General features: G+C 64.2%; 29 protein-coding genes and 1 pseudogene. 13 read left to right on the plus strand and 17 right to left on the minus strand.

Annotated elements, in window-relative coordinates:
• Positions 1-285: 285 nt before the first annotated feature.
• The 3 genes from ABIB00_RS28005 (at position 286) to ABIB00_RS28015 (ending at position 2,449) form a co-directional block, all read left to right on the plus strand.
• A complete protein-coding gene (locus tag ABIB00_RS28005) occupies positions 286-840 on the plus strand; it encodes a fasciclin domain-containing protein (RefSeq protein WP_354106580.1) in 555 nt (184 codons plus the stop codon).
• Between the two features lie 182 nt (positions 841-1,022).
• Entirely contained in the window at positions 1,023-1,652 is a 630-nt protein-coding gene (locus ABIB00_RS28010) for a cytochrome b/b6 domain-containing protein (protein ID WP_354106581.1), read from the plus strand.
• A 14-nt stretch (positions 1,653-1,666) separates the two neighbouring features.
• On the plus strand, positions 1,667-2,449 hold the full coding sequence (locus ABIB00_RS28015) for a molybdopterin-dependent oxidoreductase (RefSeq protein WP_354106582.1): 783 nt from the start codon (positions 1,667-1,669) through the stop codon (positions 2,447-2,449).
• Positions 2,450-2,459: 10 nt separating this feature from the next.
• Here ABIB00_RS28015 and ABIB00_RS28020 read toward each other — a convergent pair whose 3' ends face one another.
• A complete protein-coding gene (locus tag ABIB00_RS28020; protein WP_354106583.1) occupies positions 2,460-3,692 on the minus strand; it encodes a YbfB/YjiJ family MFS transporter in 1,233 nt (410 codons plus the stop codon).
• Positions 3,693-3,847: 155 nt separating this feature from the next.
• Here ABIB00_RS28020 and leuB point away from each other — a divergent pair, with 155 nt between their 5' ends.
• Positions 3,848-4,960: a 3-isopropylmalate dehydrogenase gene (leuB, locus tag ABIB00_RS28025; protein ID WP_354106584.1), complete on the plus strand. Its 1,113-nt coding sequence runs from the start codon at positions 3,848-3,850 to the stop codon at positions 4,958-4,960.
• 99 nt (positions 4,961-5,059) lie between these two features.
• Here leuB and ABIB00_RS28030 read toward each other — a convergent pair whose 3' ends face one another.
• Both ABIB00_RS28030 and ABIB00_RS28035 read right to left on the minus strand, forming a co-directional pair.
• Positions 5,060-5,437, minus strand: coding sequence for a hypothetical protein (locus ABIB00_RS28030; protein WP_247344536.1), 378 nt, complete (start codon positions 5,435-5,437; stop codon positions 5,060-5,062).
• Positions 5,438-5,593: 156 nt separating this feature from the next.
• Positions 5,594-6,382, minus strand: a complete 789-nt coding sequence (locus tag ABIB00_RS28035) for a hypothetical protein (RefSeq protein ID WP_354106585.1) — start codon at positions 6,380-6,382, stop codon at positions 5,594-5,596.
• Between the two features lie 116 nt (positions 6,383-6,498).
• Here ABIB00_RS28035 and ABIB00_RS28040 point away from each other — a divergent pair, with 116 nt between their 5' ends.
• A complete protein-coding gene (locus ABIB00_RS28040; RefSeq protein ID WP_354106586.1) occupies positions 6,499-7,533 on the plus strand; it encodes an aspartate-semialdehyde dehydrogenase in 1,035 nt (344 codons plus the stop codon).
• Between the two features lie 81 nt (positions 7,534-7,614).
• Here ABIB00_RS28040 and ABIB00_RS28045 read toward each other — a convergent pair whose 3' ends face one another.
• Complete coding sequence (locus ABIB00_RS28045) at positions 7,615-8,259, minus strand: carbonic anhydrase (protein WP_247444113.1); 645 nt, start codon at positions 8,257-8,259, stop codon at positions 7,615-7,617.
• Positions 8,260-8,370: 111 nt separating this feature from the next.
• On the opposite strand from ABIB00_RS28045, the pseudogene ABIB00_RS28050 reads away from it, so the two are divergent.
• Positions 8,371-9,259 (plus strand): annotated as a pseudogene (locus ABIB00_RS28050) (HpcH/HpaI aldolase/citrate lyase family protein).
• Positions 9,260-9,276: 17 nt separating this feature from the next.
• On the opposite strand, the gene ABIB00_RS28055 reads toward ABIB00_RS28050, so the two are convergent.
• Positions 9,277-9,795: a hypothetical protein gene (locus tag ABIB00_RS28055; RefSeq protein ID WP_354106587.1), complete on the minus strand. Its 519-nt coding sequence runs from the start codon at positions 9,793-9,795 to the stop codon at positions 9,277-9,279.
• A 305-nt stretch (positions 9,796-10,100) separates the two neighbouring features.
• Here ABIB00_RS28055 and ABIB00_RS28060 point away from each other — a divergent pair, with 305 nt between their 5' ends.
• The gene (locus ABIB00_RS28060; protein ID WP_354106588.1) at positions 10,101-11,264 is read left to right on the plus strand and encodes an MFS transporter; all 1,164 of its coding nucleotides are present in this window, start codon (positions 10,101-10,103) and stop codon (positions 11,262-11,264) included.
• 229 nt (positions 11,265-11,493) lie between these two features.
• Here ABIB00_RS28060 and ABIB00_RS28065 read toward each other — a convergent pair whose 3' ends face one another.
• The 3 genes from ABIB00_RS28065 to ABIB00_RS28075 form a co-directional block, all read right to left on the minus strand.
• Complete coding sequence (locus ABIB00_RS28065; RefSeq protein ID WP_354106589.1) at positions 11,494-12,279, minus strand: glycosyltransferase family 32 protein; 786 nt, start codon at positions 12,277-12,279, stop codon at positions 11,494-11,496.
• Between the two features lie 81 nt (positions 12,280-12,360).
• On the minus strand, positions 12,361-12,966 hold the full coding sequence (leuD, locus tag ABIB00_RS28070; protein ID WP_354048397.1) for a 3-isopropylmalate dehydratase small subunit: 606 nt from the start codon (positions 12,964-12,966) through the stop codon (positions 12,361-12,363).
• A gap of 90 nt (positions 12,967-13,056) precedes the next feature.
• The gene (locus ABIB00_RS28075; protein WP_354048395.1) at positions 13,057-13,458 is read right to left on the minus strand and encodes a metallopeptidase family protein; all 402 of its coding nucleotides are present in this window, start codon (positions 13,456-13,458) and stop codon (positions 13,057-13,059) included.
• A gap of 154 nt (positions 13,459-13,612) precedes the next feature.
• Here ABIB00_RS28075 and ABIB00_RS28080 point away from each other — a divergent pair, with 154 nt between their 5' ends.
• The 3 genes from ABIB00_RS28080 (at position 13,613) to ABIB00_RS28090 (ending at position 14,931) form a co-directional block, all read left to right on the plus strand.
• Positions 13,613-13,894, plus strand: a complete 282-nt coding sequence (locus tag ABIB00_RS28080) for a hypothetical protein (protein WP_354106616.1) — start codon at positions 13,613-13,615, stop codon at positions 13,892-13,894.
• Positions 13,895-13,945: 51 nt separating this feature from the next.
• The gene (locus ABIB00_RS28085; RefSeq protein WP_354106590.1) at positions 13,946-14,212 is read left to right on the plus strand and encodes a hypothetical protein; all 267 of its coding nucleotides are present in this window, start codon (positions 13,946-13,948) and stop codon (positions 14,210-14,212) included.
• A 152-nt stretch (positions 14,213-14,364) separates the two neighbouring features.
• Complete coding sequence (locus ABIB00_RS28090; protein ID WP_247444105.1) at positions 14,365-14,931, plus strand: hypothetical protein; 567 nt, start codon at positions 14,365-14,367, stop codon at positions 14,929-14,931.
• A 53-nt stretch (positions 14,932-14,984) separates the two neighbouring features.
• Here the strand turns inward: ABIB00_RS28090 and ABIB00_RS28095 are convergent, their stop codons facing one another.
• The 7 genes from ABIB00_RS28095 to ffh form a co-directional block, all read right to left on the minus strand.
• Positions 14,985-15,194, minus strand: a complete 210-nt coding sequence (locus tag ABIB00_RS28095; RefSeq protein ID WP_247344503.1) for a hypothetical protein — start codon at positions 15,192-15,194, stop codon at positions 14,985-14,987.
• Between the two features lie 94 nt (positions 15,195-15,288).
• On the minus strand, positions 15,289-16,695 hold the full coding sequence (gene leuC, locus ABIB00_RS28100) for a 3-isopropylmalate dehydratase large subunit (RefSeq protein WP_354106591.1): 1,407 nt from the start codon (positions 16,693-16,695) through the stop codon (positions 15,289-15,291).
• A gap of 326 nt (positions 16,696-17,021) precedes the next feature.
• Positions 17,022-17,405 carry a 50S ribosomal protein L19 gene (gene rplS / locus ABIB00_RS28105; protein WP_247344496.1) on the minus strand — a complete coding sequence of 128 codons (384 nt, stop codon included), beginning with the start codon at positions 17,403-17,405 and terminating at the stop codon, positions 17,022-17,024.
• A gap of 108 nt (positions 17,406-17,513) precedes the next feature.
• Complete coding sequence (trmD, locus tag ABIB00_RS28110) at positions 17,514-18,269, minus strand: tRNA (guanosine(37)-N1)-methyltransferase TrmD (RefSeq protein WP_354106592.1); 756 nt, start codon at positions 18,267-18,269, stop codon at positions 17,514-17,516.
• A gap of 107 nt (positions 18,270-18,376) precedes the next feature.
• Complete coding sequence (rimM, locus tag ABIB00_RS28115; RefSeq protein WP_247344490.1) at positions 18,377-18,913, minus strand: ribosome maturation factor RimM; 537 nt, start codon at positions 18,911-18,913, stop codon at positions 18,377-18,379.
• Between the two features lie 9 nt (positions 18,914-18,922).
• Entirely contained in the window at positions 18,923-19,255 is a 333-nt protein-coding gene (gene rpsP / locus ABIB00_RS28120) for a 30S ribosomal protein S16 (protein WP_014438992.1), read from the minus strand.
• An 84-nt stretch (positions 19,256-19,339) separates the two neighbouring features.
• Entirely contained in the window at positions 19,340-20,887 is a 1,548-nt protein-coding gene (gene ffh, locus ABIB00_RS28125; protein WP_247444100.1) for a signal recognition particle protein, read from the minus strand.
• 330 nt (positions 20,888-21,217) lie between these two features.
• Between ffh and ABIB00_RS28130 the strand changes: the two genes are divergently transcribed.
• Positions 21,218-22,282 carry an MBL fold metallo-hydrolase gene (locus tag ABIB00_RS28130; protein WP_354106593.1) on the plus strand — a complete coding sequence of 355 codons (1,065 nt, stop codon included), beginning with the start codon at positions 21,218-21,220 and terminating at the stop codon, positions 22,280-22,282.
• A 145-nt stretch (positions 22,283-22,427) separates the two neighbouring features.
• Here ABIB00_RS28130 and ABIB00_RS28135 read toward each other — a convergent pair whose 3' ends face one another.
• Positions 22,428-23,147 (minus strand): SIMPL domain-containing protein, encoded by a 720-nt coding sequence (locus tag ABIB00_RS28135; protein WP_247444098.1) that lies wholly within the window; start codon positions 23,145-23,147, stop codon positions 22,428-22,430.
• A gap of 5 nt (positions 23,148-23,152) precedes the next feature.
• Entirely contained in the window at positions 23,153-23,935 is a 783-nt protein-coding gene (locus ABIB00_RS28140) for a GyrI-like domain-containing protein (protein ID WP_247444097.1), read from the minus strand.
• A gap of 220 nt (positions 23,936-24,155) precedes the next feature.
• Here ABIB00_RS28140 and dapF point away from each other — a divergent pair, with 220 nt between their 5' ends.
• Together dapF and mtaB are read left to right on the plus strand one after the other, a co-directional pair.
• A complete protein-coding gene (gene dapF, locus ABIB00_RS28145) occupies positions 24,156-25,031 on the plus strand; it encodes a diaminopimelate epimerase (protein WP_354106594.1) in 876 nt (291 codons plus the stop codon).
• Positions 25,031-26,284: a tRNA (N(6)-L-threonylcarbamoyladenosine(37)-C(2))-methylthiotransferase MtaB gene (mtaB, locus tag ABIB00_RS28150; RefSeq protein WP_354106595.1), complete on the plus strand. Its 1,254-nt coding sequence runs from the start codon at positions 25,031-25,033 to the stop codon at positions 26,282-26,284. Before dapF ends, mtaB begins: the two co-directional genes overlap by 1 nt.
• Positions 26,285-26,395 lie beyond the last annotated feature (111 nt).

Consider the following 26,395-nt stretch of genomic DNA (forward strand, 5'->3'; position numbering starts at 1 on the left):
GTCATTGCGAGCAAAGCGAAGCGATCCAGAAATGCGTGCGCGGTAGCAGTCTGGATTGCTTCGTCGCTTTGCTCCTCGCAATGACGGGTTGATGCACCCCACGAAGCATCTCCCACATAGTTTCACGCATCACGATAAATTATTGTTCGAAACCCCATCGCAAACCCTCCCGTAGTTTGAGCCAACGACGGCGCTGCTGCTTCACGCTCACAGGTTCGCAGCCACTGTTGTTGCCCAACTCGAACGCCGGCCGATGCCGGTCACCATCCAATCGGGAGACTCTCCATGTCGAAGCGTATTGCCTATCTCGCTGCCGCCGCGTTCAGCACCCTGGCCATCACCGCGACCGTCGTCGCGCCCGCCCGCGCCGAGGAAAAGACCGTCATGGTCGGCGGCGCCGCGATGTTCCCGTCCAAGAACATCGTCCAGAACGCCGTCAACTCGAAGGACCACACCACGCTGGTGGCGGCGGTGAAGGCGGCCGGCCTGGTGCCGACACTGGAAGGCAAGGGCCCGTTCACAGTGTTCGCGCCGACCAACGCCGCCTTCGGCAAGCTGCCGGCCGGCACCGTCGACACTCTGGTCAAGCCTGAGAACAAGCCGACTCTGACCAAGATCCTGACCTACCATGTCGTGCCCGGCAAGCTCGAGGCCTCCGACCTCACCGACGGCAAGAAGATGAAGACCGCCGAAGGCGAGGAACTGACGGTGAAGAAGCAGGACGGCAAGGTCTGGATCGTCGATGCCAAGGGCGGCACCTCGATGGTGACGATCAGCAACGTCAACCAGTCCAACGGCGTGATTCATGTAGTCGATACCGTGCTGATGCCCGCGACGTAACCCCGCGCGGTCCGGCTTCATCCCCGAACCGGATGCGACGAAAAAGCGAGCCGGGGATACCCGGCTCGCTTTATTGTGACCTCGATAGCTCGCCGGTATCGATTCGATGTCGGACAGGGCGTAACGAAAGCGGAAGCATCGGCGTATAATTGCTGTCAGACGATGTTCAGGACGGAACCATCATGTCGAGCCTCACAGTCACCGATGAGCAGGTCAGCGCCGCCCCGGCCAAAGTAATCCAGCCGGCCTGGGTCCGGGTCATGCACTGGATCAACGCCCTCGCCATGATTCTGATGATCCTGTCGGGTTGGCAGATCTACAACGCCTCGCCGCTGTTCGGCTTCACCTTTCCCCGCGACTACACGCTCGGCGGCTGGCTCGCCGGCGGCCTGCTTTGGCATTTTGCGGCGATGTGGCTGTTGATGATCAACGGCCTCGCCTATCTCGTCACCGGTTTCGCCACCGGCCGCTTCCGCAAGAAACTGCTGCCGATCACCCCGTCCGGCGTGCTTCACGATGTCAGGGCGGCGCTGACCTTCAAGCTCGGCCATGCCGATCTCACCGTCTACAATTACGTCCAGCGCGTGCTCTATGCCGGCATCATCGTGGTCGGCGTGCTGATCGTGCTGTCGGGTCTGTCGATGTGGAAGCCGGTGCAACTGCATTGGCTGGTCATGCTGTTCGGCGACTATCCGACCGCGCGCTACATCCATTTCTTCTGCATGGCCGCGATCTGCGCCTTCCTCGTCATTCACGTTGTGCTCGCGCTGTTGGTGCCGAAGAGCCTGCGCGCGATGATCATCGGCCGTTGAGCGGAGCAAGAACCATGGCAAAACGCTCATTCCTGATCCCCGGCGTCGACAAGCGGCTGCTGATCAAGGACTCCCTCAAGACGATGCCTGATGTCAGCCGTCGCCGCTTCATCGCGGGCGGCGCCAGCTTGGGGGCGCTGACGCTGCTCACCGGCTGCGACGTGATCGACTCGTCCTCCGCCGAGGAGATGCTCAAGAGGGTTTCGAAATTCAACGACGCTGTGCAGGATTTCATCTTCAATCCCGACGCGCTGGCGCCGACATTCCCCGAGAGCGCGATCACCAAGCCGTTTCCGTTCAACGCCTATTACGATCTCGACGACGCGCCGGATGTCGACGGCGCCGACTGGAAGCTCGAAGTCCGCGGCCTCGTCGACAACAAGAAGTCGTGGACGCTTCCGGAGTTGTACAAGCTGCCGCAGGTCACGCAGATCACCCGTCACATTTGTGTCGAGGGCTGGAGCGCGATCGGCAGCTGGACCGGCACGCCGTTGCGCGACTTCCTCAAGCTGATCGGTGCCGACACGCGCGCAAAGTACGTCTGGTTCCAGTGCGCCGACAAGGACGGCTACAATTCTCCGCTCGACATGCGTACCGCGCTGCATCCGCAGAGCCAGATGACGTTCAAATACGCCAACGAGATCTTGCCGCGCGCCTACGGCTTCCCGATGAAGATCCGCGTGCCGACCAAGCTCGGCTTCAAGAACCCGAAATACGTCGTGTCGATGGAAGTCACCAACGACTACAAGGGCGGTTATTGGGAGGACCAGGGGTATAATTCGTTTAGCGGGAGCTAGTCACGCTGTCCTACGGCACCGAGCCCTTCGGCCCCACCTTGCGCTGGCACAGCGCCGCAATCGCACCCAACGCCAGCAGTGCCGCCGACACATTCAGCGCGTAACTCAAGCTCCCCAGCGCATCCGTGATCGCGCCGACCACGATCGGGCCGAGCGTCTGGCCGACGCCGAACGAGATCGTCATCGCCGCGATTGCGGTCGGCCACACCTCCGGCGGATAGTTGAAGCGCACGAAGGCGGTGGTCGAGCCGACCACGGCGAAGAAGGCGACGCCGAACACGACGGCGGAGACCGCGAGCCATGCCGGCGAATGCCCGAGCATCGGCAGGGCGGCGCCGAGCGCGTTGGTGCCGAGGATGATGGCGGTGGCAAGTCCGCCGCGATCGAGCGCGAGCACGCCGCGCCAGGCCCACGGCGTGACGAAGGCGCTGAGACCGATCAGGCTCCAGAACGCCGCCTGCGCCGCGGGGCCGCCGCCGCCGTCGCGCACATAGGCGATCATGAAGGTCATGTAGGCGATGTAGCCCGCGCCGAACAGGAAGTAGCCGGCGAGATAGATCAGTACGGGCACAATCGCGAAGGCGGCTTGGCCGCCTTGCGAGAAACGCACCCCGCTCTCGATGCGGACCAGGAACAGCGGCACGGTCATCACGACGGACAGCAGCGTCAGCGCCCACCACACGATCCACCACGAGCCCGGCCCGAAATATTGAAGCGTGAACGGGGCGATCAGGCCCGATGCGAGAATGCCGATGCCCGGCCCGGCATAGAACAGGCTGAGGAGGAAATTGGCCCGCTGCGGGCGCGATTGCGCGATCGAAGCGGCCAGCGCGCCTCCGGCGACGAAACCGGCGGCGGCACCGAAGCCGAGCACGAGGCGCGCCAGGCTCAATGCAACGAAATTCCCGGTCAGCGCGCAAGTCGCAAGGGCGGCGACGCAGGCCAGGGTTCCGCCGCGGATCGCGGCCGCCCAGCCGACGCGCTGGATCAGCCGGGATGCCACAAGCGCGCCCACGAGATAGCCGACGGCGTTGATGGTGTTCATGAAACCGGCGGCCGAGTAGGACCAGCCGAGGTCTTCCCGCATGTCCGGCAGCACCAGGGCATAGGCAAAGCGGCCGATGCCGAGCCCGACCGTCGCAGCCAGCGACAGGGTCAGGATCAGCCGCGCGGGATGGGCGTCGGGTGGAGGGCGGCGGTCTTGAGCAAAACAGTCTTGGGCGGGCAAGGGGTACTCCGGCATGCGCAGTGTGGCAGGCCCTGCCTGCCTTGCACAGCCGCGAGGCGGCAATGGTGTCTTGCCAAGCGCGCAACGCCGCTCTAGCACTCCGGCCGAAATTCAAGAGCGCCGTCATGCCCGGCCTTGTGCCGGGCATGACGAAACGGAGGAAGAACGTCATGGCGACCCACAAGCTGCTGCTGCTCCCCGGCGACGGTATCGGCCCCGAAGTGATGGGCGAGGTGAAGCGGCTGGTCGACTGGCTCAATTCGGCCGGGATCGCCAGGTTCGAGACCGACACCGGCCTGGTCGGCGGTTCGGCCTATGACGCGCACAAGGTGTCGATCTCGGAAGGCGACATGGCCAAGGCGCTTGCCGCCGACGCCATCATCTTCGGCGCGGTCGGCGGCCCGAAATGGGATGCCGTGCCCTACGAGGTGCGCCCCGAAGCCGGCCTGCTGCGCCTGCGCAAGGATCTCGCCCTGTTCGCCAACCTCCGGCCGGCGGTGTGCTATCCGGCGCTGGCGGATGCCTCGAGCCTGAAGCGCGAGGCGGTCGAGGGTCTCGACATCGTCATCGTGCGCGAGCTCACCGGCGGCGTCTATTTCGGCGAGCCCAAGACCATCACCGATCTCGGCAACGGCCAGAAGCGTGCCATCGATACCCAGGTCTACGACACCTATGAGATCGAGCGCATCGGCCGCGTCGCCTTCGAGCTTGCCAGGAAGCGCAAGAACAAGGTGACGTCGATGGAGAAGCGCAACGTCATGAAGTCGGGCGTGCTCTGGAACGAGGTCATGACCCAGGTCCACAAGCGCGAATATGCCGACGTGACGCTCGAGCACCAGCTCGCCGATTCCGGCGGCATGATGCTGGTGAAGGCGCCGAAGCAGTTCGACGTCATCGTCACCGACAATCTGTTCGGCGATATGCTGTCCGACATCGCCGCCATGCTGACGGGTTCGCTCGGCATGCTGCCCTCGGCCTCGCTCGGCGAGGTCGATGTCAAGAGCAAGAAGCGCAAGGCGCTGTACGAGCCCGTGCACGGCTCGGCGCCCGATATCGCAGGCCAGGGTCTCGCCAATCCGATCGCGATGATCTCGTCCTTCGGCATGGCGCTGCGCTATTCCTTCGACATGGGTGATCTCGCCGACAAGGTCGATGCCGCGATCGCGGCCGTGCTGGCCAGCGGCCTGCGCACCGCCGACATCAAGTCGGACGGCACCATTGCCGCCTCGACCACCCAGATGGGCGAAGCGATCTTGAAGGAGTTGCAGAAGCTGCACGCTTAGGGTCGTAGCCCGGAGCGCTTCGCGAAATCCGGGCTACACGACAAACAAAAATGGCCGGGCGCGAGCCCGGCCATTTTGATTCAGGTCGATAATTCCGCCTCAGTACAGCGGGAAATTCCGCGGGTACCCGCCAACATCCGACGGGGTGCTGAGCGGCTGGCGATCGATTGGACGGGTGTTGTTCTCGCGCGCGAATGTCGGGAGACCGTTCTCCGGCGGAAACGCATAGTCGGAGAACTTGCGGTCGCCCGGATTGACCTCGGTGCCGCCGTCGAGCCAGGAGCGTTTGCTCACATAGAGGCGGGTGCGGCCCTGCTGATAGACGGTGTTGGGGCCGCTCGGTCCGTAATAATGCCGGCCGCGATCGTCATAGCGCTTGGGCTTGGTGTCGGCCGAGGCCGGCGTCGCGAGGCTCATGGCAACCACGGCGCCTGCCGCGAGCCACGTCGCCAATTTGGCAGAGAATTTCGAGCTCATCACGTCCCCTTCAGGCGGCAAGCCGCCAGTCGATATCATCCCATACTAGCCCGGCCCGGGCGGCCGCAACTAGGTCTATTGGGTCACACCAGCGCGGAATAATCGTGCGCGTTGGCAAAAGTTGCATGAATACCAGCCACTTGAGCTTGATGCCGGTCAGAGCGCTCCGCGCAATTGTGCGTTCGCGGCACCCAGCAGCCAGTCCGACGAACCCTGGGAAGTGCAAGCGCGGCGCTTCAGCTCCGCATGGGCGAACAATTCGGCCAGCTTCGGCTCGTTGCCCGAGGTCAGTAGCGTCAGCCGGTTCAACGTGCAGGCGATCGCCGCGCGCCGCTCGGGCAGGGTACCGCCCTGGCAGGAGAAGCCGGAGATCTGGAGCGCTGGCTCCTCGCTGCGCTTGAGGTAGCCGAGGCAGGACGACGCGCCCGCCGCTGTGCCCGTTGGCCGGAACAGGGCGACATGGCCGAATTTGGTGTCGATCAGGCCGGCCTGCTCAAGCGGGGTCGCGGTGCCCAGTCCCATCTGGACGGCCAGGTCCGCGGTCGCCGGACGCGCCACGTCAAATTCGTCGCCTTCCCGGTAAATCTCGAGCTCGGCCACGGGCCTGTCCGCCTCGCTCGCCCAGCGCATCACGTCCCTGCGGCCGCCTTCGGGATGCGTGAGGATGGTGTAGGCTCCTGTTTTTTCTGATGAATCGAGCCGGCTGAGGGCGAAGGCCGGATGCGAGCGGTCGGCTACGCTCCAACCCGGCTTCACCGCCGGTCCATCGTCGCGGAGCTCAGGCAGCTGGCCGAGTGCCGCAAGCCCGAGGATGGCAAACAGCACCAAAGCCCCCACATAGACGAACAGACGCGCCAGCGTGCCGACGATCTCATCGGCGAAGGCTGCGAGCGCCAATTGGATTTGGGTGGGGGTTGCGGCCGTGCGGGCCTCAGGCGACTGCATCCACGGCCTTCAGGCATGGTCCAACGTTGTCTTGAGGCCGGTTCTCGCATAGAAGCGCTGCTCTTCCTGTTTAAGCCTCAGCTTCAGGAAAGAGCTTTTTCGTCGGAGAGTGAACGATGGGTTACAAAGTCGCAGTCGTCGGCGCGACCGGCAATGTCGGACGGGAAATGCTCAACATCCTCGATGAGCGCAAATTCCCCGCGGACGAGGTGGTGGCCCTGGCGTCACGCCGCAGCATGGGCGTCGAGGTCTCCTACGGCGACCGCACGCTGAAGGTCAAAGCGCTCGAGCATTACGACTTCTCCGACGTCGACATCTGCCTGATGTCGGCGGGCGGCGAGGTGTCGAAGGAATGGTCGCCGAAGATCGGCGCCGCCGGCACCGTCGTGATCGACAATTCCTCGGCTTGGCGCATGGATCCGGACGTGCCGTTGATCGTGCCGGAAGTGAACGCGGATGCGACCGCGGGCTTCAAGAAGAAGAACATCATCGCCAACCCGAACTGCTCGACCGCGCAGCTCGTGGTCGCGCTCAAGCCCTTGCACGATAAGGCGACCATCAAGCGCGTGGTGGTCTCGACCTATCAATCGGTGTCGGGCGCCGGCAAGGATGCGATGGACGAACTGTTCTCGCAGACCAAGGCCGTCTACACCAACCAGGAGCTGGTCAATAAGAAGTTTCCCACGCGCATCGCCTTCAACGTCATCCCCCAGATCGACGTCTTCATGGAGGACGGCTACACCAAGGAAGAGTGGAAGATGATGGCGGAGACCAAGAAGATTCTTGATCCCAAGATCAAGCTCTCCGCGACCTGCGTGCGCGTGCCGGTTTTCGTCGGCCATTCCGAGGCCGTCAACATCGAGTTCGAGAACCCGATCACCGCGGATGAAGCGCGCGACATCCTGCGCAAGGCGCCCGGCTGTCTTGTCATCGACAAGCAGGAGCCCGGCGGCTACGCCACGCCGTACGAAGCGGCCGGCGAGGACGCCACCTATATCAGCCGCATCCGCGAGGACGCGACGGTGGAGAACGGTCTCGTGCTGTGGTGCGTGTCGGACAATCTGCGCAAGGGCGCCGCGCTCAATGCGATTCAGATCGCCGAAGTCCTGATCAACCGCAAGCTGATCAGCGCGAAGAAAAAGGCGGCGTAAGCGCGGGATCCCACCAACTTTCCAAGATGACGAAAGAAGTGGTGGGCACGCTTCGCTTTGCCCACCCGACGAAGGGCGACTTCAAGCCACGCTTCGCGCGTTCTTGAATTCCTTCGCGTCCTTGTCCAGCACGAACAGCGACCCTTCCGCGACGCCGAAATAGGCGCCGTGGGTCTGCATCTGGCCGGCATCGACCGCCTTCTGCACGAACGGGAAGGTCATCAGGTTTTCGAGGCTGCGGAACACCGCGGCCTTCTCAATGCGCTCGACGAATTGCGCCATGGTTTCGTGGTCGCGCTGCTCCACCACTTCGCCGGGCTTGATGAACATCTGCATCCATTTGCCGATGAAGTCGCCAGGCGTCAGCGGCTCGATCTTGTCGACGAAAGCGCGGATGCCGCCGCATTGCGCGTGCCCGAGCACCACGATGTGCTTCACCTTCAGCACCGTCACGGCATATTCCAGCGCCGCCGAAACGCCGTGCGCGTTGCCGTCGGGTTGATACACCGGCACCAGATTGGCGATGTTGCGGACCACGAAGAGCTCGCCCGGGCCGACGTCGAAGATCACTTCGGGCGAGACGCGGCTATCGCAGCAGCCGATCACCATCACTTCCGGGAACTGCCCCTTCACCGACAGCTCGCGGTAGCGGGTCTGCTCGGTCGGCAGCCGCTGGGTCGCGAAGGCCTTGTAGCCTTCCAGCAAGTGCTCTGGGAATGTGTTCATAGCCTATGCCTAATCATATACCGCAGGGGCGAACAAGCCTTTCGAATAGGCAGGCCAGATGCTATCGGCTTCGGTCGGAAGTGAGACGAGGAAACCGGAAGGAACGCTTGCATGACCCGCCCGCGCCGCAGCCATCTGTTCATGCCCGGCTCCAACCCCCGCGCGCTGGAAAAGGCGCGCAATCTCGCCGCCGATGGCCTGATCCTCGATCTGGAAGACTCCGTCGCGCCTGATGCGAAGGCATTGGCGCGCGACGGGATCGCTGCCGCGATCGCGGCCAAAGGGTTCGGCAAGCGCGAGATCCTGATCCGGACCAACGGCCTCGACACGACTTGGTGGGCCGACGATTTCGCGATGGCGGCCAAGGCCTCCGCCCGACGGCATCCTGGTCCCGAAGGTCTCCAGCGTCGAGGACCTCGACACGATCGGCCGCCGTCTCGCCGAGCTCGGTGCGGCGCCGACCGTAAAAGTCTGGGCCATGATCGAGACCGCGCGCGCGGTGCTGCATGCGGAGGAACTGGCTGCCGCCGGGCGCGATCCCAAGAGGCGCCTATCAGGTTTCGTGTTCGGTCCGAACGACATTTCGCGCGAGACCCGGATCAAGATGCTGCCGGGCCGCGCCGCGATGATCCCGATGATCACGCATTGCATCCTGGCAACGCGCGCCCACGGCCTCGAAATCCTCGACGGTCCCTACAGCGACATCGCCAATTCCGACGGCTTCGCCACCGAATGCGCGCAAGGCCGCGATCTCGGTTTTGACGGCAAGACGCTGATTCATCCGTCGCAGATCGACGCCTGCAACGCGATCTTCACGCCGCCCGAGGAGGAAGTCGCGCGCGCGCGAAAGATCATCGCGGCGTTCGAATTGCCGGAGAACGTCTCGCGCGGCGCGATCCGTCTGGATGGCGCCATGGTGGAGCGCCTGCACGCCGATATGGCCCGACGCACGATCGAGATCGCGGATGCGATCGCCGCGATGAGCAAGGGTCAGGGCTAGGGCGCGTACCGCATCAGCTAGTCGCGGTATCGGCAGAACTCGTCCCCGTTTTCGTATTCGAGACAGGTCTTTACGCGAGGACGAGGCCGGACTTCGTGGTAATTGCGGCCTTCGCTGCGATTCGCAGAGCCATATCCGGGGCCGCGATCCATATCATCATCGTCGCGCCGCCAATTTCGTCCCGTGGTCTGATGATCCTCATCCCGGTCCATCATGCGTCCCATCTGGCGCTGACGCATGCGGTCCATGTCCATGCGGTCCTCGCCACGCTGCCGCGTCGTCCAATCTCGATTGATCCGCGTGTCTTCGGCGCTGCGGCGATCTCGGTCGCGGGATTGGTCCGACTGCTGAGGTGTGCGGTCCGGCTGAGTTGGGGTGTTTTGGGTTTGGGATTGGCCCGACTGTTGGGGGGTGCGATCAGGGCCAGCTTGGCTGGAAGATTGGTTCGTATCCGGCGTCGTCTGCTGAGCAGACGCGGTGACGGGAACGAAGCCAGAGAGCAGGAACAGGAGGGTTGCTAAGTCTGAACGGCGCATGATCTCACCTCGCGAGTTTGCTCTCTAACCGCGTGGCTCAGCTTTTGTTCTTAGTCATCTTCGCCTTTCGGCCGCGATCTCGGTTTTGACGGCACGACGCTGATTCATCCGTCGCGGATCGACGCCTGCAACGCGATCTTCGCGGACACGATCGCAGCGACGAGCAAGCCGTAGCTCAGCCTCGTCACTCGGCGCTTCCATACAATGGGCGCGGGTCCCTTGGGGAACCGACGCCGTCATCGGCCGTTGCTTTGCATCGAGCGGCTGGGACAATCGGAGCCCGCCTTGGCGCGGGCCATCGCCGCATGCGCATTTGGCAAGGAAGTTCGCCGGCCTTCACGTTCGTGTTCACCATGGGCATCGTCAATCTGTTCGGCGATGTCACCTATGAGGGCGGCGGCAGCATCAATGGTCCGTTCATGGCTACGCTGGGGGCGAGCGCCGCCGTGGTCAGCATCACCGCCGGCGCGGGAGAGTTTCTTGGCTATGCGCTGCGGCCCTTCTCCGGATACCTTGCCGACAAGAGCGGGCGCTATTGGCTCATCACCTTCATTGGCTATGGCATCAACCTGATTGCGGTGCCTGCGATGGCGGTTGCAGGAAACTGGCAGGTCGCCGCTCTGCTGGTGCTGGCCGAGCGTGTCGGGCGCGCGATCCGCAAGCCGACGGTCGAGGCGATGATCTCGTACACGACCGGCGAACTCGGCAAGGGGTGGGTTTACGGTCTCAACACCGCGCTCGACGAGGTCGGAGCTACGATCGGACCGCTCATGATTGCCGCCGTCCTTTTCTGGAATGGCAGCTATCAGCTGGGCTATCTGCTGCTGCTGATTCCGGCGTTGCTTGCATTCCTGTCGCTCGCTGTGGCGCGCGCCGGCTTTCCCGTGCCTTCGAAGCTCGAGCAGGGTCAGACCGCTTCGGCCGGTGATTTCTCGCCTGCCTTCTGGGGCTACATGATCGCAGGCGCATTCTTTGCTGCCGGCCTTATGAGCTTTGAGCTGATCTCGTATCATTTCGATCGAACGCACGTCGTGACCGGGCAGTGGATACCTGTCTTCCTCGCGATCTCCACCGGATGCGGAGTCCTCGTCAGTCTTGCTTTCGGGAAGCTGTTCGATCGCTTCGGGCTGCCGGTCCTGCTCGTTGCAGTTCTGCTGTCGGCGACGTTCTCGCCCTTCGTGTTCTTCGGCGGCTTCGGCACGGCGCTTGTGGGCATCGTATTGTGGGGAATCGGCTACGCCACTCAGGACACGCTGCTCAAGGCGCTGGTTGCCACCGTCCTGCCGGAAGGCAGGCGCAACCTTGCCTTCGGTCTGTTCTATGGAGGCTATGGCATTGGCTGGCTGATCGGCAGTGTCGTGACGGGTCTGCTCTATGAGCGCTCGATTCTGGCGCTGGTCATCTTCGCAATCGCCGCGCAGCTTGCATCTTTGCCGATGTTTGTCCTTGCCAGCCGCTTACAGCGTTAGCGGGTCACCGGCGCCGCAATCATCGCTGCCGCGCGTCCGCTCCGTTGGCATAGAGCAGGCGCCCCGACAAATGACCCGCATCCGTAAAGACGGGCAGCAGGCACAGGAACCCAGCAATGCGCAGGGCAGATGCAGTTCGCCGTGGGTCACCCAATCGAGCGTTTCCAACGTCGACGCATTGGCACAGTAGCCCTGATAGTTCTCCGCCGCGCTGGATCAAATTAGGTGCTCAGCCGAACCGCTCCGCCGCCCACGCATACAGGCTGCCCGGGATCGGCTTTTCGCCGCCGCGCCCTTTCGGCGAGATGTGCAGGCCGATGATATCGGGGTCGGTGACGAGGCCGAGATAGTTCGAGGGGTCGAAGAACAGTTTTGGCTCGGCATGCACGGCGTAGAACGACTGCTTCGGCAATGCGCAGCTCAGCTCGCCGGTGCGGCGCGCGAGCGCGGTCAGGGCCGCCGGCCCGAAGATCGCGACGCGGATGTCGGAGAGCCGGTTCGAACCGCCGCGCAGGCGGCGCACCGCAAAGGTGATGCGATGGCGCAGCGACAGCCAGTCCGGCGTCAGCTCCTCCTGCTCCATCAGCTCCTCAAAGGCGTCGACGATGCCGTGCTCGGCCGGCAGATAGATCACGGAATTGCCGAGCTGGCGCGGCCGCTCCCAGGCGAAGTAGGGTTTTGCCGGATCGATCTCGGCAGGCTTGAGCAGCAGCACGTCAGCGTCGAGCCAGAGACCAAGACCCTTCGCCATCAGCTTCATGCGGAAGAAGTCACTGAACTGAAGCGTGGTCCAGTCGCGCCAGCTTCCATCCGGCTGCGGCGGGCGCAATCGTTCGGAGAACGCGTGCGGCAGGATCGCCTCCGCCTCCGCATTGCCGACACCCGCTGGCAGGCCGGGAATGGTGTCGAAGCTGTAGACCGTGACCTTGTGGCCGGCCGCGAGCTGCGAACGCAGACAGGTCTGGCGCAGAGCGTCCATCGGGCCATGCCAGAAGGTGACGATGTCGGGCAGCATGGGCGGAAGCTATAATGGATATCGAGGGCAAAGAAAAAGCCCCGGCGCTGATGGCACCGGGGCTCGTCTAAAAGCTTGCGGTCAAGCCCAGGCGCGTTCGCTCTTGAGCTTCTCTTCATAAGTGTCGATCGAGGACTTCTTCTCCATCGTCAGGCCGATGTCGTCGAGGCCGTTGATCAGGCAGTGCTTGCGGAACGGGTCGATCTCGAACTTGACCGTGCCGCCGTCGGGGCCGCGGATCTCCTGGTTCGGCAGGTCGATCGTCAGCGTCGCGTTGGCGCCGCGCTCGGCGTCGTCGAACAGCTTGTCGAGGTCTTCCTGCGACACGCGGATCGGCAGGATGCCATTCTTGAAGCAGTTGTTGTAGAAGATGTCGCCGAACGACGTCGAGATCACGCAGCGGATGCCGAAATCGAGCAGCGCCCAGGGCGCGTGCTCGCGGCTCGAGCCGCAGCCGAAATTGTCGCCGGCGACCAGCACCTTCGAATTGCGATAGGCGGGCTGGTTGAGGACGAAATCCGGATTCTCGCTGCCGTCGTCCTTGTAGCGCTGCTCGGAGAAGAGCCCCTTGCCAAGGCCGGTGCGCTTGATGGTCTTGAGGTACTGCTTCGGAATGATCATGTCGGTATCGACATTGATGATCTTCAGCGGCGCCGCGACGCCTTCCAGCGTGGTGAACTTGTCCATGGTTGCGCTTTCCCGGGGTGGCTCAGAAGAACCGATATTTATCGCGATCGGGCCCCAAATCCTAGGCCGAATTCGGCAGATCTCGTCTGCTCAACCCGGCTCTTGGGCCTCAATCGCGGCCATATCGTCGTCCGAGAGGCCGAAATGATGGCCGATCTCGTGGATCAGGACGTGGCGGACGATATGGCCGAGGCTCTCGTCGTGCTCGGCCCAGTAATCCAGGATCGGCCGGCGGTAGAGCCAGACCATGTTGGGCAAACGCGCCACATCGCCAAAACTCTGCTGCGGCAGGCCGATGCCCTGGAACAGGCCGAGCAGGTCGAACTCGCTCTCGCATTCCATCGAGTCCAGGACTTCCTCGGTCGGGAAGTCGTCGACGCGGATGATCACGCCCTCGCAGAGCTTGCGAAATTCCGCCGGCAGGCGCTCGAAGATGTCATGGGCCGTCGCTTCCATCTCGGCCAGCGAAGGCGCTTTCAATTCCGTCCACATGGATCCCTCTTAGCGCGGGTTCCGCGGCGATGCATCCGGCATTATAAGCGCGGCGAGGTTGACGGGCGCCGTCAAAACGGGGAGCGTAGGCCTCGAATAGGACGTTCAAGTGGGCGGAAAAATGCGAACGAAAACAGCGCTGACGCTACTGTGCATGGGGTTGTTTTCGCAGTTTTGCGTTGGCGCGGAAGCCCAGACCGCGACCCCCGGGATCAGGCTGGCCCAGGCGGCCTCGTCAGACGATGTCCCGCCGCCGCGCAAGCGGCGCCCGGCGCGTCTGCGCGTTACGCCCTACTACACTCCTGACGGCGTCTATCCGCGCTACAACCCCGGTCCCGATGCGGTCCGCGAGTGCAACGCCACCTATGTGCAGGAATACCGCCCCAGCGGCACGGTGATCGTGCCGCATATGAGCTGCTACTGGCGCCGGGGCTGAGTTGGCCGATCCCGCCGGCAGCACCGCATGCGGGCGCAGCAGAGGTCGGTCATGACGAGATGGATCGGAGTAGCGGTTGCCCTCGGGCTGATCGTCGCTTCGCCCGGCGTCTCCATTGCCGCGACGCCGGATGCCGCAAAGTCAAAGGCATCGGCGTCCGCAACAGACCTCGGTGCGCCGCGTCACAGGCGCCATCATGACGCCGTGCGCCGTGTCGCACCTCACGAGCCGCGTTACTACGCGCGGCCTGTCCACTACCGTCCTTATCCTTACGGCGTGCCCGCACCGTTCGTGCTCGGCTTCGGGCCGTGGTGGTGACGTCGCAGCACGACGCCGGGAACGTCGTTCATTCATGAGGCATTCACGTCGCCGTCCCTAATTTAATCTTGGGAGCGACCATCAATGAACAGCGCAGACGCGCGGCGCGAACGAGTGTTGCAACTCCGCTGTCCAGACTCAGGGAGAAATCGATGCTGAGGATATTGGGTCTCAGAGCGAGCCCGATCCGCTTGCTCGGGATTGCGGCCGCCGCGACGCTGATGCTGTCGGCCGGGACCACGCGTCGTGCTGAAGCAATGACTCCGATCAATCCGACGGCGTTGCCGGCGGCGAAGGCCGCAAGCGACGACATGATCCAGGTTCGCCACGGCGGCGGTGGTGGCGGTGGACATGGCGGTGGTGGACATGGCGGCGGCTTCCATGGAGGAGGCGGCTTCCACGGTGGCGGAGGACATTTCGGCGGCTTCCGCGGCGGTGGCTTCCGCGGCGGTGGCTTCCACGGTGGTGGCTTCCGCGCCGCGCCCGCCTTTCATGGTGGCGGCTATCGCTACGGCGGAGTTCATCGCTTTGGCGGCTATCACCGTTATGGCGGCTATCGTCCCGCCTACTACGGCCATCGCCATTTCCACCGGCGCTATTACGGCGGCTACTATCCCTATTACAGCTATCCGCGTCGCTGCCGGGTCATCTGGACCTATTACGGCCCGCGCCGCGTCTGCCGCTGGCATCGCTGGCACCATCCGTACCGGTATTGGTAAGCACGATCGAAATGAAAAGGGCGCCTCGGTGGCGCCCTTTTTCATTCGGTGGCTTAAAGCCAATCCTTCAGCTTCCACGAAGCCGACTTCCAGCGTGTGAGGTTCTCCAGCTTCCACTGCTTGAACATCGCCGGCGGCCAGCGGCTGAGCCTTGAGGTTTCCTCGACCTCGGGTTTGGCGACGATGCGCAGCGGCGCGGTGCGCCGCCGATGCTGGGGCGTCGCCGCGCTGATCAGATCGACATATTCAGGCTTGTTGACCATGAGGCGTGTCCTCGCGAAACCGTCGCGAGGACGCAGTGTCGGCGCTGCCGATTAACGGCGGTTTGCCGCGATCGTTCAAATTGCAGGAAGCGGCTCAGCGCCACTCCCTGATGTCGACGAAGTGACCCGCGATCGCCGCGGCCGCCGCCATCGCCGGCGACACCAGATGGGTGCGGCCCTTGAAGCCCTGGCGGCCCTCGAAATTGCGGTTCGAGGTCGAGGCGCAACGCTCTTCCGGAGCCAGCTTGTCCGGATTCATGGCGAGGCACATCGAGCAACCGGGCTCGCGCCATTCGAAGCCGGCCGTGATGAAGATCTTGTCCAGACCTTCAGCCTCGGCCTGCTCCTTCACGAGGCCGGAGCCCGGCACGACCATGGCGTTGACATGCGCTGAAACGGTCTTGCCTTGCGCAATCTTTGCTGCCGCGCGCAAATCCTCGATGCGGCCGTTGGTGCAGGAGCCGATGAAGATGCGGTCGAGCTTGATGTCGGTGATCTTCGTGCCCGCGGTCAGGCCCATGTACTTCAAGGCGCGGTGCTTGGAGAGGCGCTTTGCCTCGTCCGCGATCTTGTCGGGGTCGGGCACGATGCCGGTCACCGAGATCACGTCCTCGGGGCTCGTGCCCCAGGTCACGATCGGCGGCAGCTTTGCGGCGTCGAGGCGCAGCTCATGGTCGAAATGCGCGCCATCGTCGGAGCGCAGTTTCTCCCAGTAACGCATCGCCGCGTCCCAGGCGGCACCCTTCGGCGCCTTGGGACGATCGCGCAGGAAGTCATAGGCTTTCTGATCGGGCGCGACCAGGCCGGCGCGGGCGCCGCCTTCGATCGACATGTTGCAGACGGTCATGCGGCCTTCCATGCTGAGCGCACGGATCGCATCGCCGGCGTATTCCAGCACGTAGCCGGTGCCGCCCGCGGTGCCGATCTCGCCGATGATGGCCAGGATGATGTCCTTGCCTGTCACGCCGTCCGGCAATTTGCCGTCGACGGTGACGCGCATGTTCTTCGCCTTCTTCTGGATCAGCGTCTGCGTCGCCAGCACGTGCTCGACCTCGCTCGTGCCGATGCCGTGCGCGAGCGCGCCGAACGCGCCATGCGTCGAGGTGTGGCTGTCACCGCAGACGATGGTGGTGCCGGGCAGCGTAAAGCCCTGCTCGGGGCCGATGACGTGGACGACCCCCTGGCGCTTGTCGAACTCGTCGTAATATTCGATGCCGAATTCCTTGGCGTTGTCAGCCAGCGCCTTGATCTGCTCGATGCTCTCCGGATCCGGGTTCGGCTTGGTGCGGTCGGTGGTCGGGACGTTGTGATCGACGACAGCGAGCGTCTTCTCGGGCGCGTGGACCTTGCGCCCGGTGGTGCGCAGGCCTTCGAACGCCTGCGGTGAGGTCACCTCGTGCACCAGATGGCGATCGATATAGAGCAGGCAGGTGCCGTCCTCGGCTTCGTGCACCAGATGGTCGTTCCAGATCTTGTCGTACAATGTGGTCGGCTTGGACATGAGCGTCAGCTCCAGGAATGTTGTGTAGAGCGGGTTGCGCGGGTGGCGCGCGGGGCAACAAAATCGTCAGCGCAGCTTTTAGGCTGCGCGCGTAAGCTCTGACGTTGCCGAGGTCGCGAAGCGCCCGAAGAACCGGCCAGGCAGCCGTGAGCGATCGTCGATGACGATGCGCTTGGCGGACGAGAGGCTGGTCGGATCTGGAAACATTCCAGGAATATATAGCAGGCCGAATTGGAATCGCGAGGGCTTTGACGCGCACGGCAGACGCAACAAAAAAGCGCGGGGTTTGGCCCCGCGCTCTCCGAAATTCGCCTGTAAGCGAAAGCTTACTCGTTGACGGCGGTGGCGCGGTCCTGCTTCTTCTCGACGATGCGGGCCGACTTGCCGCGAAGGCTGCGGAGATAATAGAGCTTGGCACGACGCACCTTGCCGCGGCGCACCACCTTGATCGAGTCGATCATCGGCGACATCACCGGGAACACGCGCTCGACGCCCTCGCCGTAGGAAATCTTGCGGACGGTGAAGCTCTCGTTGAGCCCACCGCCGGAGCGGCCAATGCAGACGCCTTCATAGGCCTGCACGCGGGATCGGTCGCCTTCGACCACCTTCACGTTGACGATCACGGTGTCGCCCGGTCCGAACTCCGGAATCTCCTTGCCGGCGGCGAGCTTGTCGAATTGCTCTTTTTCGAGCTGTTGGATCAGGTTCATGGGTAAGTCTCCATCGGCGCGCCCAGCCGCAGGACGGGGGCTGCGCGAAATTCGTCTATCCAGCTATTGCGGATGTGGCCGCTCCTATAGGACAAGCCGGAGCGTTTGTCACCCGTCTGTCTTGTTTTTTGGCGTTTTTTGACGTCCGGCCCGATTCGGGGCCTTGCTCGGGATTTGGGCCGACAAATCGGGTCGCCGGGCCGCCGTCAGGGCCTCGGATTCCGCCCGCCGCCAGCCAGCGACCTTGGCATGGTCGCCTGAGGTCAGGATTTCGGGGATCGGAGTTCCCTCGAACAGCTGCGGACGGGTGTATTGGGGGTATTCGAGCAGGCCGTCCGAAAAGCTTTCCTCGGTTCCCGAGGCTTCCTTGCCCATCACGCCCGGCAGCAGCCGGACGCAGGCATCGATCAGGGCCAGGGCCGCGATTTCGCCGCCGGAGAGGACATAATCGCCGATCGAGACCTCCTCCAGCCCCCGCCCGTCGATCACCCGCTGATCCACCCCCTCGAACCGCCCGCAGACGATCAGGGGACCCGGACCCTTGGCCAGCTCCAGGACGCGGGCCTGGGTCAATGGCCGACCCCGAGGGCTCATCAGCAGTTTCGGCCGATCCTGTTCGCTTTCGGCGGCATCAATGGCCGCCGCCAGAACATCGGCCCGGAGCACCATGCCCGGCCCGCCGCCGGCCGGGGTGTCGTCGACGCTGCGGTGGCGGTCGGTGGCCGAGGCCCGGATGTCCCGCGCCTCCAGCTCCCAAAGCCCGGACGCCAGCGCCCGGCCGGCCAGGCTCACGCCCAGCGGCCCCGGAAACATGTCCGGAAACAGCGTCAGCACCGTCGCGCGCCAGGGTAGGGGATTGGTCATTGGTCCTAAGAAATCCGTCGTCCCGGCGAAGGCCCGGGACCCATAGCCACCGCTGCCCGTTTTGCGATGATCGGCGCTACCAGCTTAACCAAAACCACGTGTCGTGGTTATGCGTCCCGGCCTTGGTCCTTGTCCTTGTCCTCGCCCTCGATCTCCTGCGGCAGCGCGATCACGACGCGGCCGCCGGCAAGATCGACCTCGGGCACCACCGCGTTCGTGAACGGCAGCAGCAGCGTCGGGCCTTTGGGTGGAGCGATCTCGATGAGGTCGCCGGCGCCGAAATTATGAATCGCGAGCACGCGGCCGAGCGCGTCGCCGTCAGGGGTGACGGCGGCAAGCCCGATCAGATCGGTGTGGTAATATTCGTCCGCGTCGGTCGCGGGCAGCTTTTCGCGCGCAACGTAGAGCTCGATGCCGTTGAGCCGTTCGGCCTCATCGCGGGTCGTGACGCCCTTGAACGTCGCGACCAGATGATCCTTGGCCTCGCGCGCCTGCGCGACCTCGAACTGGCGCTTGCCGTCCTTGGACGAGAGCAGACCGTAGCGCCTGATGGCAAAGGGATCTTCGGTGAAGGTCCACAGTTTGACGGCGCCGCGCACACCATGCGCGGCGCCGATCCGCGCGACGCAGACCAGCTCCGGCATGGTCTGGCCTTAACCCTTCGCGGCGGCTTCGGCCTGCGCCTTGCGCTCCTTGCGCGGCACGGCCTTCTCCGGATTGTTGCGCGCTTCGCGCTTCTTGACGCCGGCGGCGTCGAGGAAGCGCGACACACGGTCCGACGGCTGCGCGCCCTTGGCGAGCCAGGCCTTCACCTTGTCCATGTCGAGCTTCAGGCGGGTCTCGTTGTCCTTCGGCAGCAGCGGGTTGAAATAGCCGAGACGCTCGATGAAGCGGCCATCACGGGGAAAGCGCGAATCGGCGACGACGACGTGATAGACGGGGCGCTTCTTGGTGCCTGCGCGGGCGAGGCGGATAACGACGGACATCTGGTTCTCCTTGAAAGTACGGTTTGTTCGGTTGATCGGTATTTCGCGTTGCGCGGGACACCTACGACCCGTGCGACGAATTCCTCATTTCTTCTTGCCCGGAAATCCGCCGAGGCCCGGAAGCATCGGCTTGCCGCTCAGCCCGGTCAGGCCGGGAACGTTCGGCAGACCGGTGCGCAGACCAGCCGGCAAATCCTTCGGCAGGCTGGGCAGACCTTGTCCGCCGCCACCCTGCATCTTCTCCTGCAGCGCCTTCATCTCTTCCGGCGAAGGCGGCTTCATGCCGCCGCCAAAGCCCATCGCCTGCGCGATGCCGGCGAGCGGGCCGCGCTTGCCCGAACCCATGGCCTTCATCATGTCGGCCATGTTCCGGTGCATCTTGAGCAGCTTGTTGACCTGCTCGACGCTCTGGCCGGAACCTGCGGCGATGCGCTTCTTGCGGCTCGCCTTGAGCAAATCGGGATGACGGCGCTCGTCGCGCGTCATGGAATCGATCACCGCGACCTGGCGCTTCAAAATCTTGTCGTCGATGCCGGCGGCCGCGATCTGGTTCTTCATCTTGGCGATGCCAGGCATCATGCCCATCAGCCCGCTGATGCCGCCCATGTTCGCCATCTGCGACAGCTGCTCGCGCATGTCGTTGAGGTCGAACTGACCCTTGCGCATGCGCTCGGCGGTGCGCGCGGCCTTTTCGGCGTCGATGTTGGCGGCGGCGCGTTCGACCAGCGAGACCACGTCGCCCATGCCGAGGATGCGGCCGGCGATACGGTCGGGATGGAAATCCTCCAGCGCATCGGTCTTTTCACCGGTGCCGAGCAGCTTGATCGGCTTGCCCGTGACGGCGCGCATCGACAAAGCGGCGCCGCCGCGGCCGTCGCCGTCCACACGTGTGAGCACGATGCCGGTCAGGCCGACGCGCTCGTCGAAGGCGCGGGCCAGGTTGACGGCGTCCTGGCCGGTGAGGCTGTCTGCCACCAGCAGCACTTCATGCGGATTGGCGGCGGCTTTGATCGCTGCCGCTTCCGCCATCATCTCTTCGTCGAGCGTGGTGCGGCCGGCGGTGTCGAGCAGCACGACGTCGTAGCCGCCGAGCTTGCCGGCCTCCAGCGCGCGCTTCGCAATCTGAGCCGGCTGCTGGCCGGCGACGATCGGCAGCGTCGGAATGTCGAGGTCGCGGCCCAGTACGGCCAGCTGCTCCATCGCCGCGGGACGGTAGATGTCGAGCGACGCCATCAGCACCTTGCGCTTGTCGCGCTGGACCATGCGGCGGGCGAGCTTTGCGGTGGTGGTCGTCTTGCCGGAGCCTTGCAGGCCGACCATCATGATCGGCACCGGCGGCACGGAATTGACGTCGATGGTCTGGCTTTCGGCGCCGAGCATGTTGATCAGCTCGTCATGGACGATCTTGACCACCATCTGGCCTGGCGTGACCGACTTGACGACGGTGGCGCCGATCGCCTGCTCGCGGACCCGCTCGGTGAAGCTGCGCACCACTTCGAGCGCGACGTCGGCTTCCAGCAGCGCGCGGCGCACCTCGCGCATCGCGGCGTCGACGTCCTTTTCGGTCAGCGCACCGCGCCCCGTCAGACGATCGAGAATGCCGCCAAGCCGTTCCGACAGATTGTCGAACAATGCCGTTGTCCTTTTTCACCTCTCCCCGCAAGCGCGGGGCGAGGGAGCAGAAAATCCAAACACCTTTACGCCCGAGGGCGCATAGCGCTGTCGGGCGTTGGCCTCTGGCCTCAGGGACCAGTCGGCGGGTCGAAAAGAAAGCCTTTCCGAGAAGTGGCGGGGTTAAACGCCGCTGACGCTCAAAAGTCAAGGAAAGTTAGGGGGGCGGAACGCCTTCGCCAGGGTAAGTCACTGAAAAGATGATTCTTTTGACCGCAGGTTCCTTTTTCTCTGGCCCGGCCCATATGAGGGTGATGTCCTGCCGCTCCGACCAGTCCTGAAGCTTGACCCGTGAAGATCACCCGCCGCCGCCTTTTCGGACTGCTTGCCGGGGCCAGCGCGTTGGTTGGCGTGCCCTCTCTTTGGATGTCCCGCATGAAAACCTATGACGGTCCCGCCTCCGACCATTTCGACGGCCTGACCTTCTTCGATCCGGACGGCGCGCCGCCGAAATCGCTTCGCGAGGTGCTGCGCTGGCAGTTCGGCAGCAAGCGACAGCGCGCGGCCTGGCCGGACTGGGCGCCGAGCCCTCACGCCGATACCCCGCCGGCGCGCCTCGACGGCGACAAGGTGCGGCTCTCCTTCGTCGGCCATGCCAGCTGGCTGATCCAGACCGGCGGCCTCAACATCCTCGTCGATCCCGTCTGGTCGACGCGGGTCTCGCCCGTCAGCTTCGCGGGACCGAAACGGCATAACGATCCCGGCATTGCCTTCGACAAGCTGCCGAAGATCGATATCGTGCTGGTCTCGCACGGCCACTACGATCACCTCGACATCGCGACGCTGTCGCGGCTCGCCAAGAATTTTGCCCCGCGCGTGGTCACCCCGCTCGGCAACGACGTCACGATGCGGAGCACCGATTCCACGCTCAAGGTGGAAGCCTTCGACTGGCACGATCGCGTCGAGCTCGGCGGCGGCATCGCCGTGACGCTGGTGCCGACCCGACACTGGTCGGCGCGCGGCATGTTCGATCGCAACAAGGCGCTGTGGGCGAGTTTCGTGCTGGAGACGCCGGCGGGGAAAATCTACGTCGTCTGCGATTCCGGCTACGGCGATGGCAAGCATTTTCGCCGCGTCGCCGAGAAGTATGGGCCGCTGCGTCTCGCGATCCTCCCGATCGGCGCCTACGAGCCGCGCTGGTTCATGCGCGATCAGCACATGAATCCGGAAGATGCGGTGAAGGCGCTGGCGGATTGCGGCGCGCAAGCCGCGCTGGGGCATCATCACGGCACGTTCCAGCTGACCGATGAGGCAATCGACGCGCCGGCCAAGGCGCTGGTCGAGGCGCTGGATGCCGCGAAGATTCAGCAAGAGCGGTTCGTGGCGATGAAGCCGGGGCAGGTGGTGGAGATTTAACGTCCTGGCAAACCGCTGGTGCCCCGGACGCAGCGCAGCGTCTCTTCGACGGTGCGCTGCAGAGCCGGGGCCCATGCTTGCGGCACGCTGGGTCCCGGCTCAGCGCAGCAGCGTTTCACGCTGCAGCGCGTCCGGGACACGAGACCTACTGCTCCTTTGGCTTGATCGCCCAGCTCACATTCACCGTCACCGACAGTGTTTCCTCGCCCGGTGCGACGGCGGCGCCGCCTGCGGCCATTGGAGCAGCGGCCATGCGGCCCTTGAACAGCGGCATCGGGGCACCGCCTTCGGACACGCTGAGCGGCGCACCTAATGTCACACCGGCGGCCCTGGCATAGATCTCCGCCTTGCGGCGGGCATCGGTGACCGCCTGCTCGCGGGCGTCGTCGAGCAGTTTTGACGCCTGCGTCACTTCGAAGGAGATATTGCCGATATCGTTGGCGCCGGCGCCGACCAGCGTGTCGATGATGCCAGCGACCTTGGTCACGTCGCGGATTTTCACGGTGACGCGGTTAGAGGCGCGGAAGCCGACCACGGGCGAGGCGCCGGTGGATTTGTTCTGGCCATATTGCGGTTGCAGCGACAGCCGCGAGGTCTGGTAATCCTTCTCGGCAATGCCTGCGCTCTTCAGCGCCAGCAGCACCTTGCCCATCGCCGCATTGTTGGCGTCGGAAGCTTCCTTCGCCGACTTGGCGTCATTGGCTACGCCAGCATTGATCTGCGCCAGATCAGGCGCGGCGGAAATCGTGGCTTCGCCGCTCACCGAAATCGCGGACGGAAAATCGTCGGCGAGCGCAGGCGTTGCCGGCAGCGCGGCGGCAAAGGACGTAACAAGGGAGGCAAAAAGGATGGCGGGCTTTTTCATCGGTCTCACTTCAGCGGCACGAAAACATTGATCACGAGCTTGTCCTCCGCCGTCTTCAGGGGATCGGTGAGGTACTCCTCGATGAAGGTGTCCTTGGCTTCCAGCTTCTTGTCGTCGAGGTGATTGGTGATCGCCTCGTAGGTGTTGTCCATGTTGTCGTAGGAGCCGCGATGGACAAATTTCAGGGCTTTGCCCTCCGGCGATTTGCCGACGCTCATGTCCTTGGGCAGGTTCTTCGGGTCCTGCTCGACCGGGATCTCGGCAAGGAAGGTGAAGCCGGTGTCGTCGGTCGAGGTGTAGACGATCATCGAATTGCCGGCGTGCTTGATGCCCTGCTTGTCCAGCAGCGTGTTCAGCGCCTTGAAGGCGTCGATCAGCGTGTCGAAGGCCGAGTCCCAATTGGCGGTGCCCTTGACCATCACGACCTTCTTGGGCTCGAGCGTGGCCTCCTGGCCGAAGGGATCGGCGGTCTGCACGGGAGCCGGGTTTGCGGCGGCAGCGGGCGGCGGGGCGGCGGGGCTCGGTGAGGCACTGGCTGCGGGTGAGGGCGACGTTGCAGGGCTTGACGTCGCAGGGCTTGGCGAGGCGCTGGCCGCCGGCGAGGGCGTAGCCACGGGTGCGGGCGAGGCACTTGCCGCGGGGGCGGGCGAAGCCGACGGGGCCGGCGAGGGGCTCGCTGATGCGGCCGGCGCCGGGCTCGGCGTTTGGGCCAGCGTGGCGGACAGACCAAACGACAAGGCCGCTGCCGGGATCAGGGCGGCCAAAGCGAGACGACGAAACCTGAACATTTTTACTCTCCCCAAAACCTTATGCACCAAGGCCTTAATCCACCAAGGGCTTAACCCGGCTGCGCGTCCCGGTTTGCGCGAATTGCGTCGTTCTAACACGCGACCGCCGAATTCGTCCCATGACAGATGCGTCATGGCAGACGTCCTGACGTCAGGTGGCAAATCACTGGCCAAGCCGGCAACGATCGCCATATAAGGCAGGCGAAATTCGGGAATTTTCATGAGCGCGCTGGCCAATCACGCATTTGCCAAGATGAACGGCATCGGCAACGAGATCGTCGTTGTCGACATGCGCGATTCCACCTCGCCGGTCACCCCGGACGATGCCCGCGCGGTGGCGTCGGCTCAAGGCGGCGTGCCCTACGACCAGTTGATGGTGCTGCAGAAGCCGCGGTTCGACGGCACCGAAGCCTTCATCCGCATCTACAACAATGACGGCTCCGAGGCCGGCGCCTGCGGCAACGGCATGCGCTGTGTGGTTCGGCGCCTGTTCGAGAAGACCGGCCAGACGACGGTGACGTTCGAGACCGCCGCGGGCCTGCTCAATTGCTGGCAGGGTCCTGCGCCCGATCTCTACACTGTCGACATGGGCGCGCCGAAGTTCGGCTGGCAGGACATTCCGCTCGACCAGGAATTCCGCGACACCCGCTACATCGAACTGCAGATCGGTCCGATCGACAATCCGATCCTGCATTCGCCCTCGGTGGTGAGCATGGGCAATCCGCATGCGGTGTTCTGGGTCGATGACGTCAACGCCTACGATCTCGAGCGCTTTGGTCCGCTGCTGGAAAATCACCCGATCTTCCCCGAGCGCGCCAATATCACGCTGGCCCATATCGTCGATCGCGACCACATCACGATCCGCACCTGGGAGCGCGGCGCCGGCCTCACCAGGGCCTGCGGCTCCGCGGCCTGCGCCACCGCAGTCGCGGCAGCGCGGCTGAAGCGCGCCGGGCGCAATGTCGAGATCACGCTGCCCGGCGGCAAGCTCGGCATCGAATGGCGCGAGCGCGACGACCACGTGCTGATGACGGGCACGGCGACCTTCGAATATGAAGGCCATTTCGATCCGGCGCTGTTCGCGCCGGTCGGCTGATGACCGTCGACATCGTCACCTTCGGCTGCCGCCTCAATGCCTTCGAGGCCGAGGTGATCCGCCGCGAGGCCGAGAGCGCGGGCCTTTCAGATACCATCGTCATCAACAGCTGCGCCGTCACCAACGAGGCGGTGGCGCAGGCGCGGCAGTCGATCCGCAAATTGAAGCGCGAGCGGCCGGGAGCGCGCATCGTCGTCACCGGCTGTGCCGCGCAGACGCAAAGCGGCATGTTCGCCGCTATGGCCGAGGTCGATCGCGTCGTCGGCAATGACGACAAGATGCGCAGCAGCGCGTGGCGCGAGGCGCGTGCGGCGTTTGATCTCGGTGCCAGCGAAAAAATCGCCGTCAGCGACATCATGGCAGTGAAGGAGATGGCGCCGCATCTTATCGACGGTTTTGCGAGCGGCTTGCCGCGCGTGTTCGTGCAGGTGCAGAACGGCTGCGACCATCGCTGCACCTTCTGTATCATTCCGTTCGGGCGCGGCAATTCGCGCTCGGTGCCGATGGGCGCCGTCGTCGATCAGGTGCGGGCGTTGGTCGAGCGCGGCCATGCCGAGATCGTGCTGACCGGTGTCGACCTCACCAGTTACGGCAGTGATCTGCCGGGTGCACCGAAACTCGGGATGCTGACGAAGCAGATTTTGCGGCATGTGCCGGAGCTCAAGCGGCTGCGCATCTCTTCGATCGATTCGATCGAGGCAGATCGTGATCTGTTAGATGCTATCGCCGACGATTCGCGGCTGATGCCGCATCTGCATCTGTCGCTGCAGTCCGGCGACGACATGATCTTGAAGCGCATGAAGCGGCGGCATTCGCGTGGCGACGCAATTGCGTTCTGCGACCAGGTGCGCCGTCTGCGGCCGGACATCGCGTTCGGGGCCGACATCATCGCGGGCTTTCCGACCGAGACCGAGGAGATGTTCTCGCGCTCGCTCGATCTGGTCGAGGAATGCGGCCTGACTTTCCTGCACGTCTTCCCCTATTCGCCACGCCCCGGCACGCCGGCCGCGCGGATGCCGCAGGTCGCGGGGCCAGTCATCAAGGAACGCGCGAAGCGGCTACGTGCGGCGGGCGAAGCGGCATTGCGCCACCGGCTGCAAGCCGAGATCGGCGCCACGCGTGAAGTGCTGATCGAGAGCGCGGAGCAGGGACGGACGGAGCACTATCTGCCGGTGGCGATTGGGGGCGAAGAGGTGGGAAGCGTCGTGCCGCTCAGAATTACGGCTAGTGATGGCGAGCGGTTAGCCACATAGTCAGTGTCGTCGCCCGGCTTGACCGGGCGACCCAGTACGCCGCGGCCCCTCCGTACCTCACGAATGTCTCTGGAATACTGGATCACCCGCTTTCGCGGGTGACGACATCTT

The organism is Bradyrhizobium sp. LB14.3, assembly GCF_040547985.1.
GTDB lineage: Bacteria > Pseudomonadota > Alphaproteobacteria > Rhizobiales > Xanthobacteraceae > Bradyrhizobium.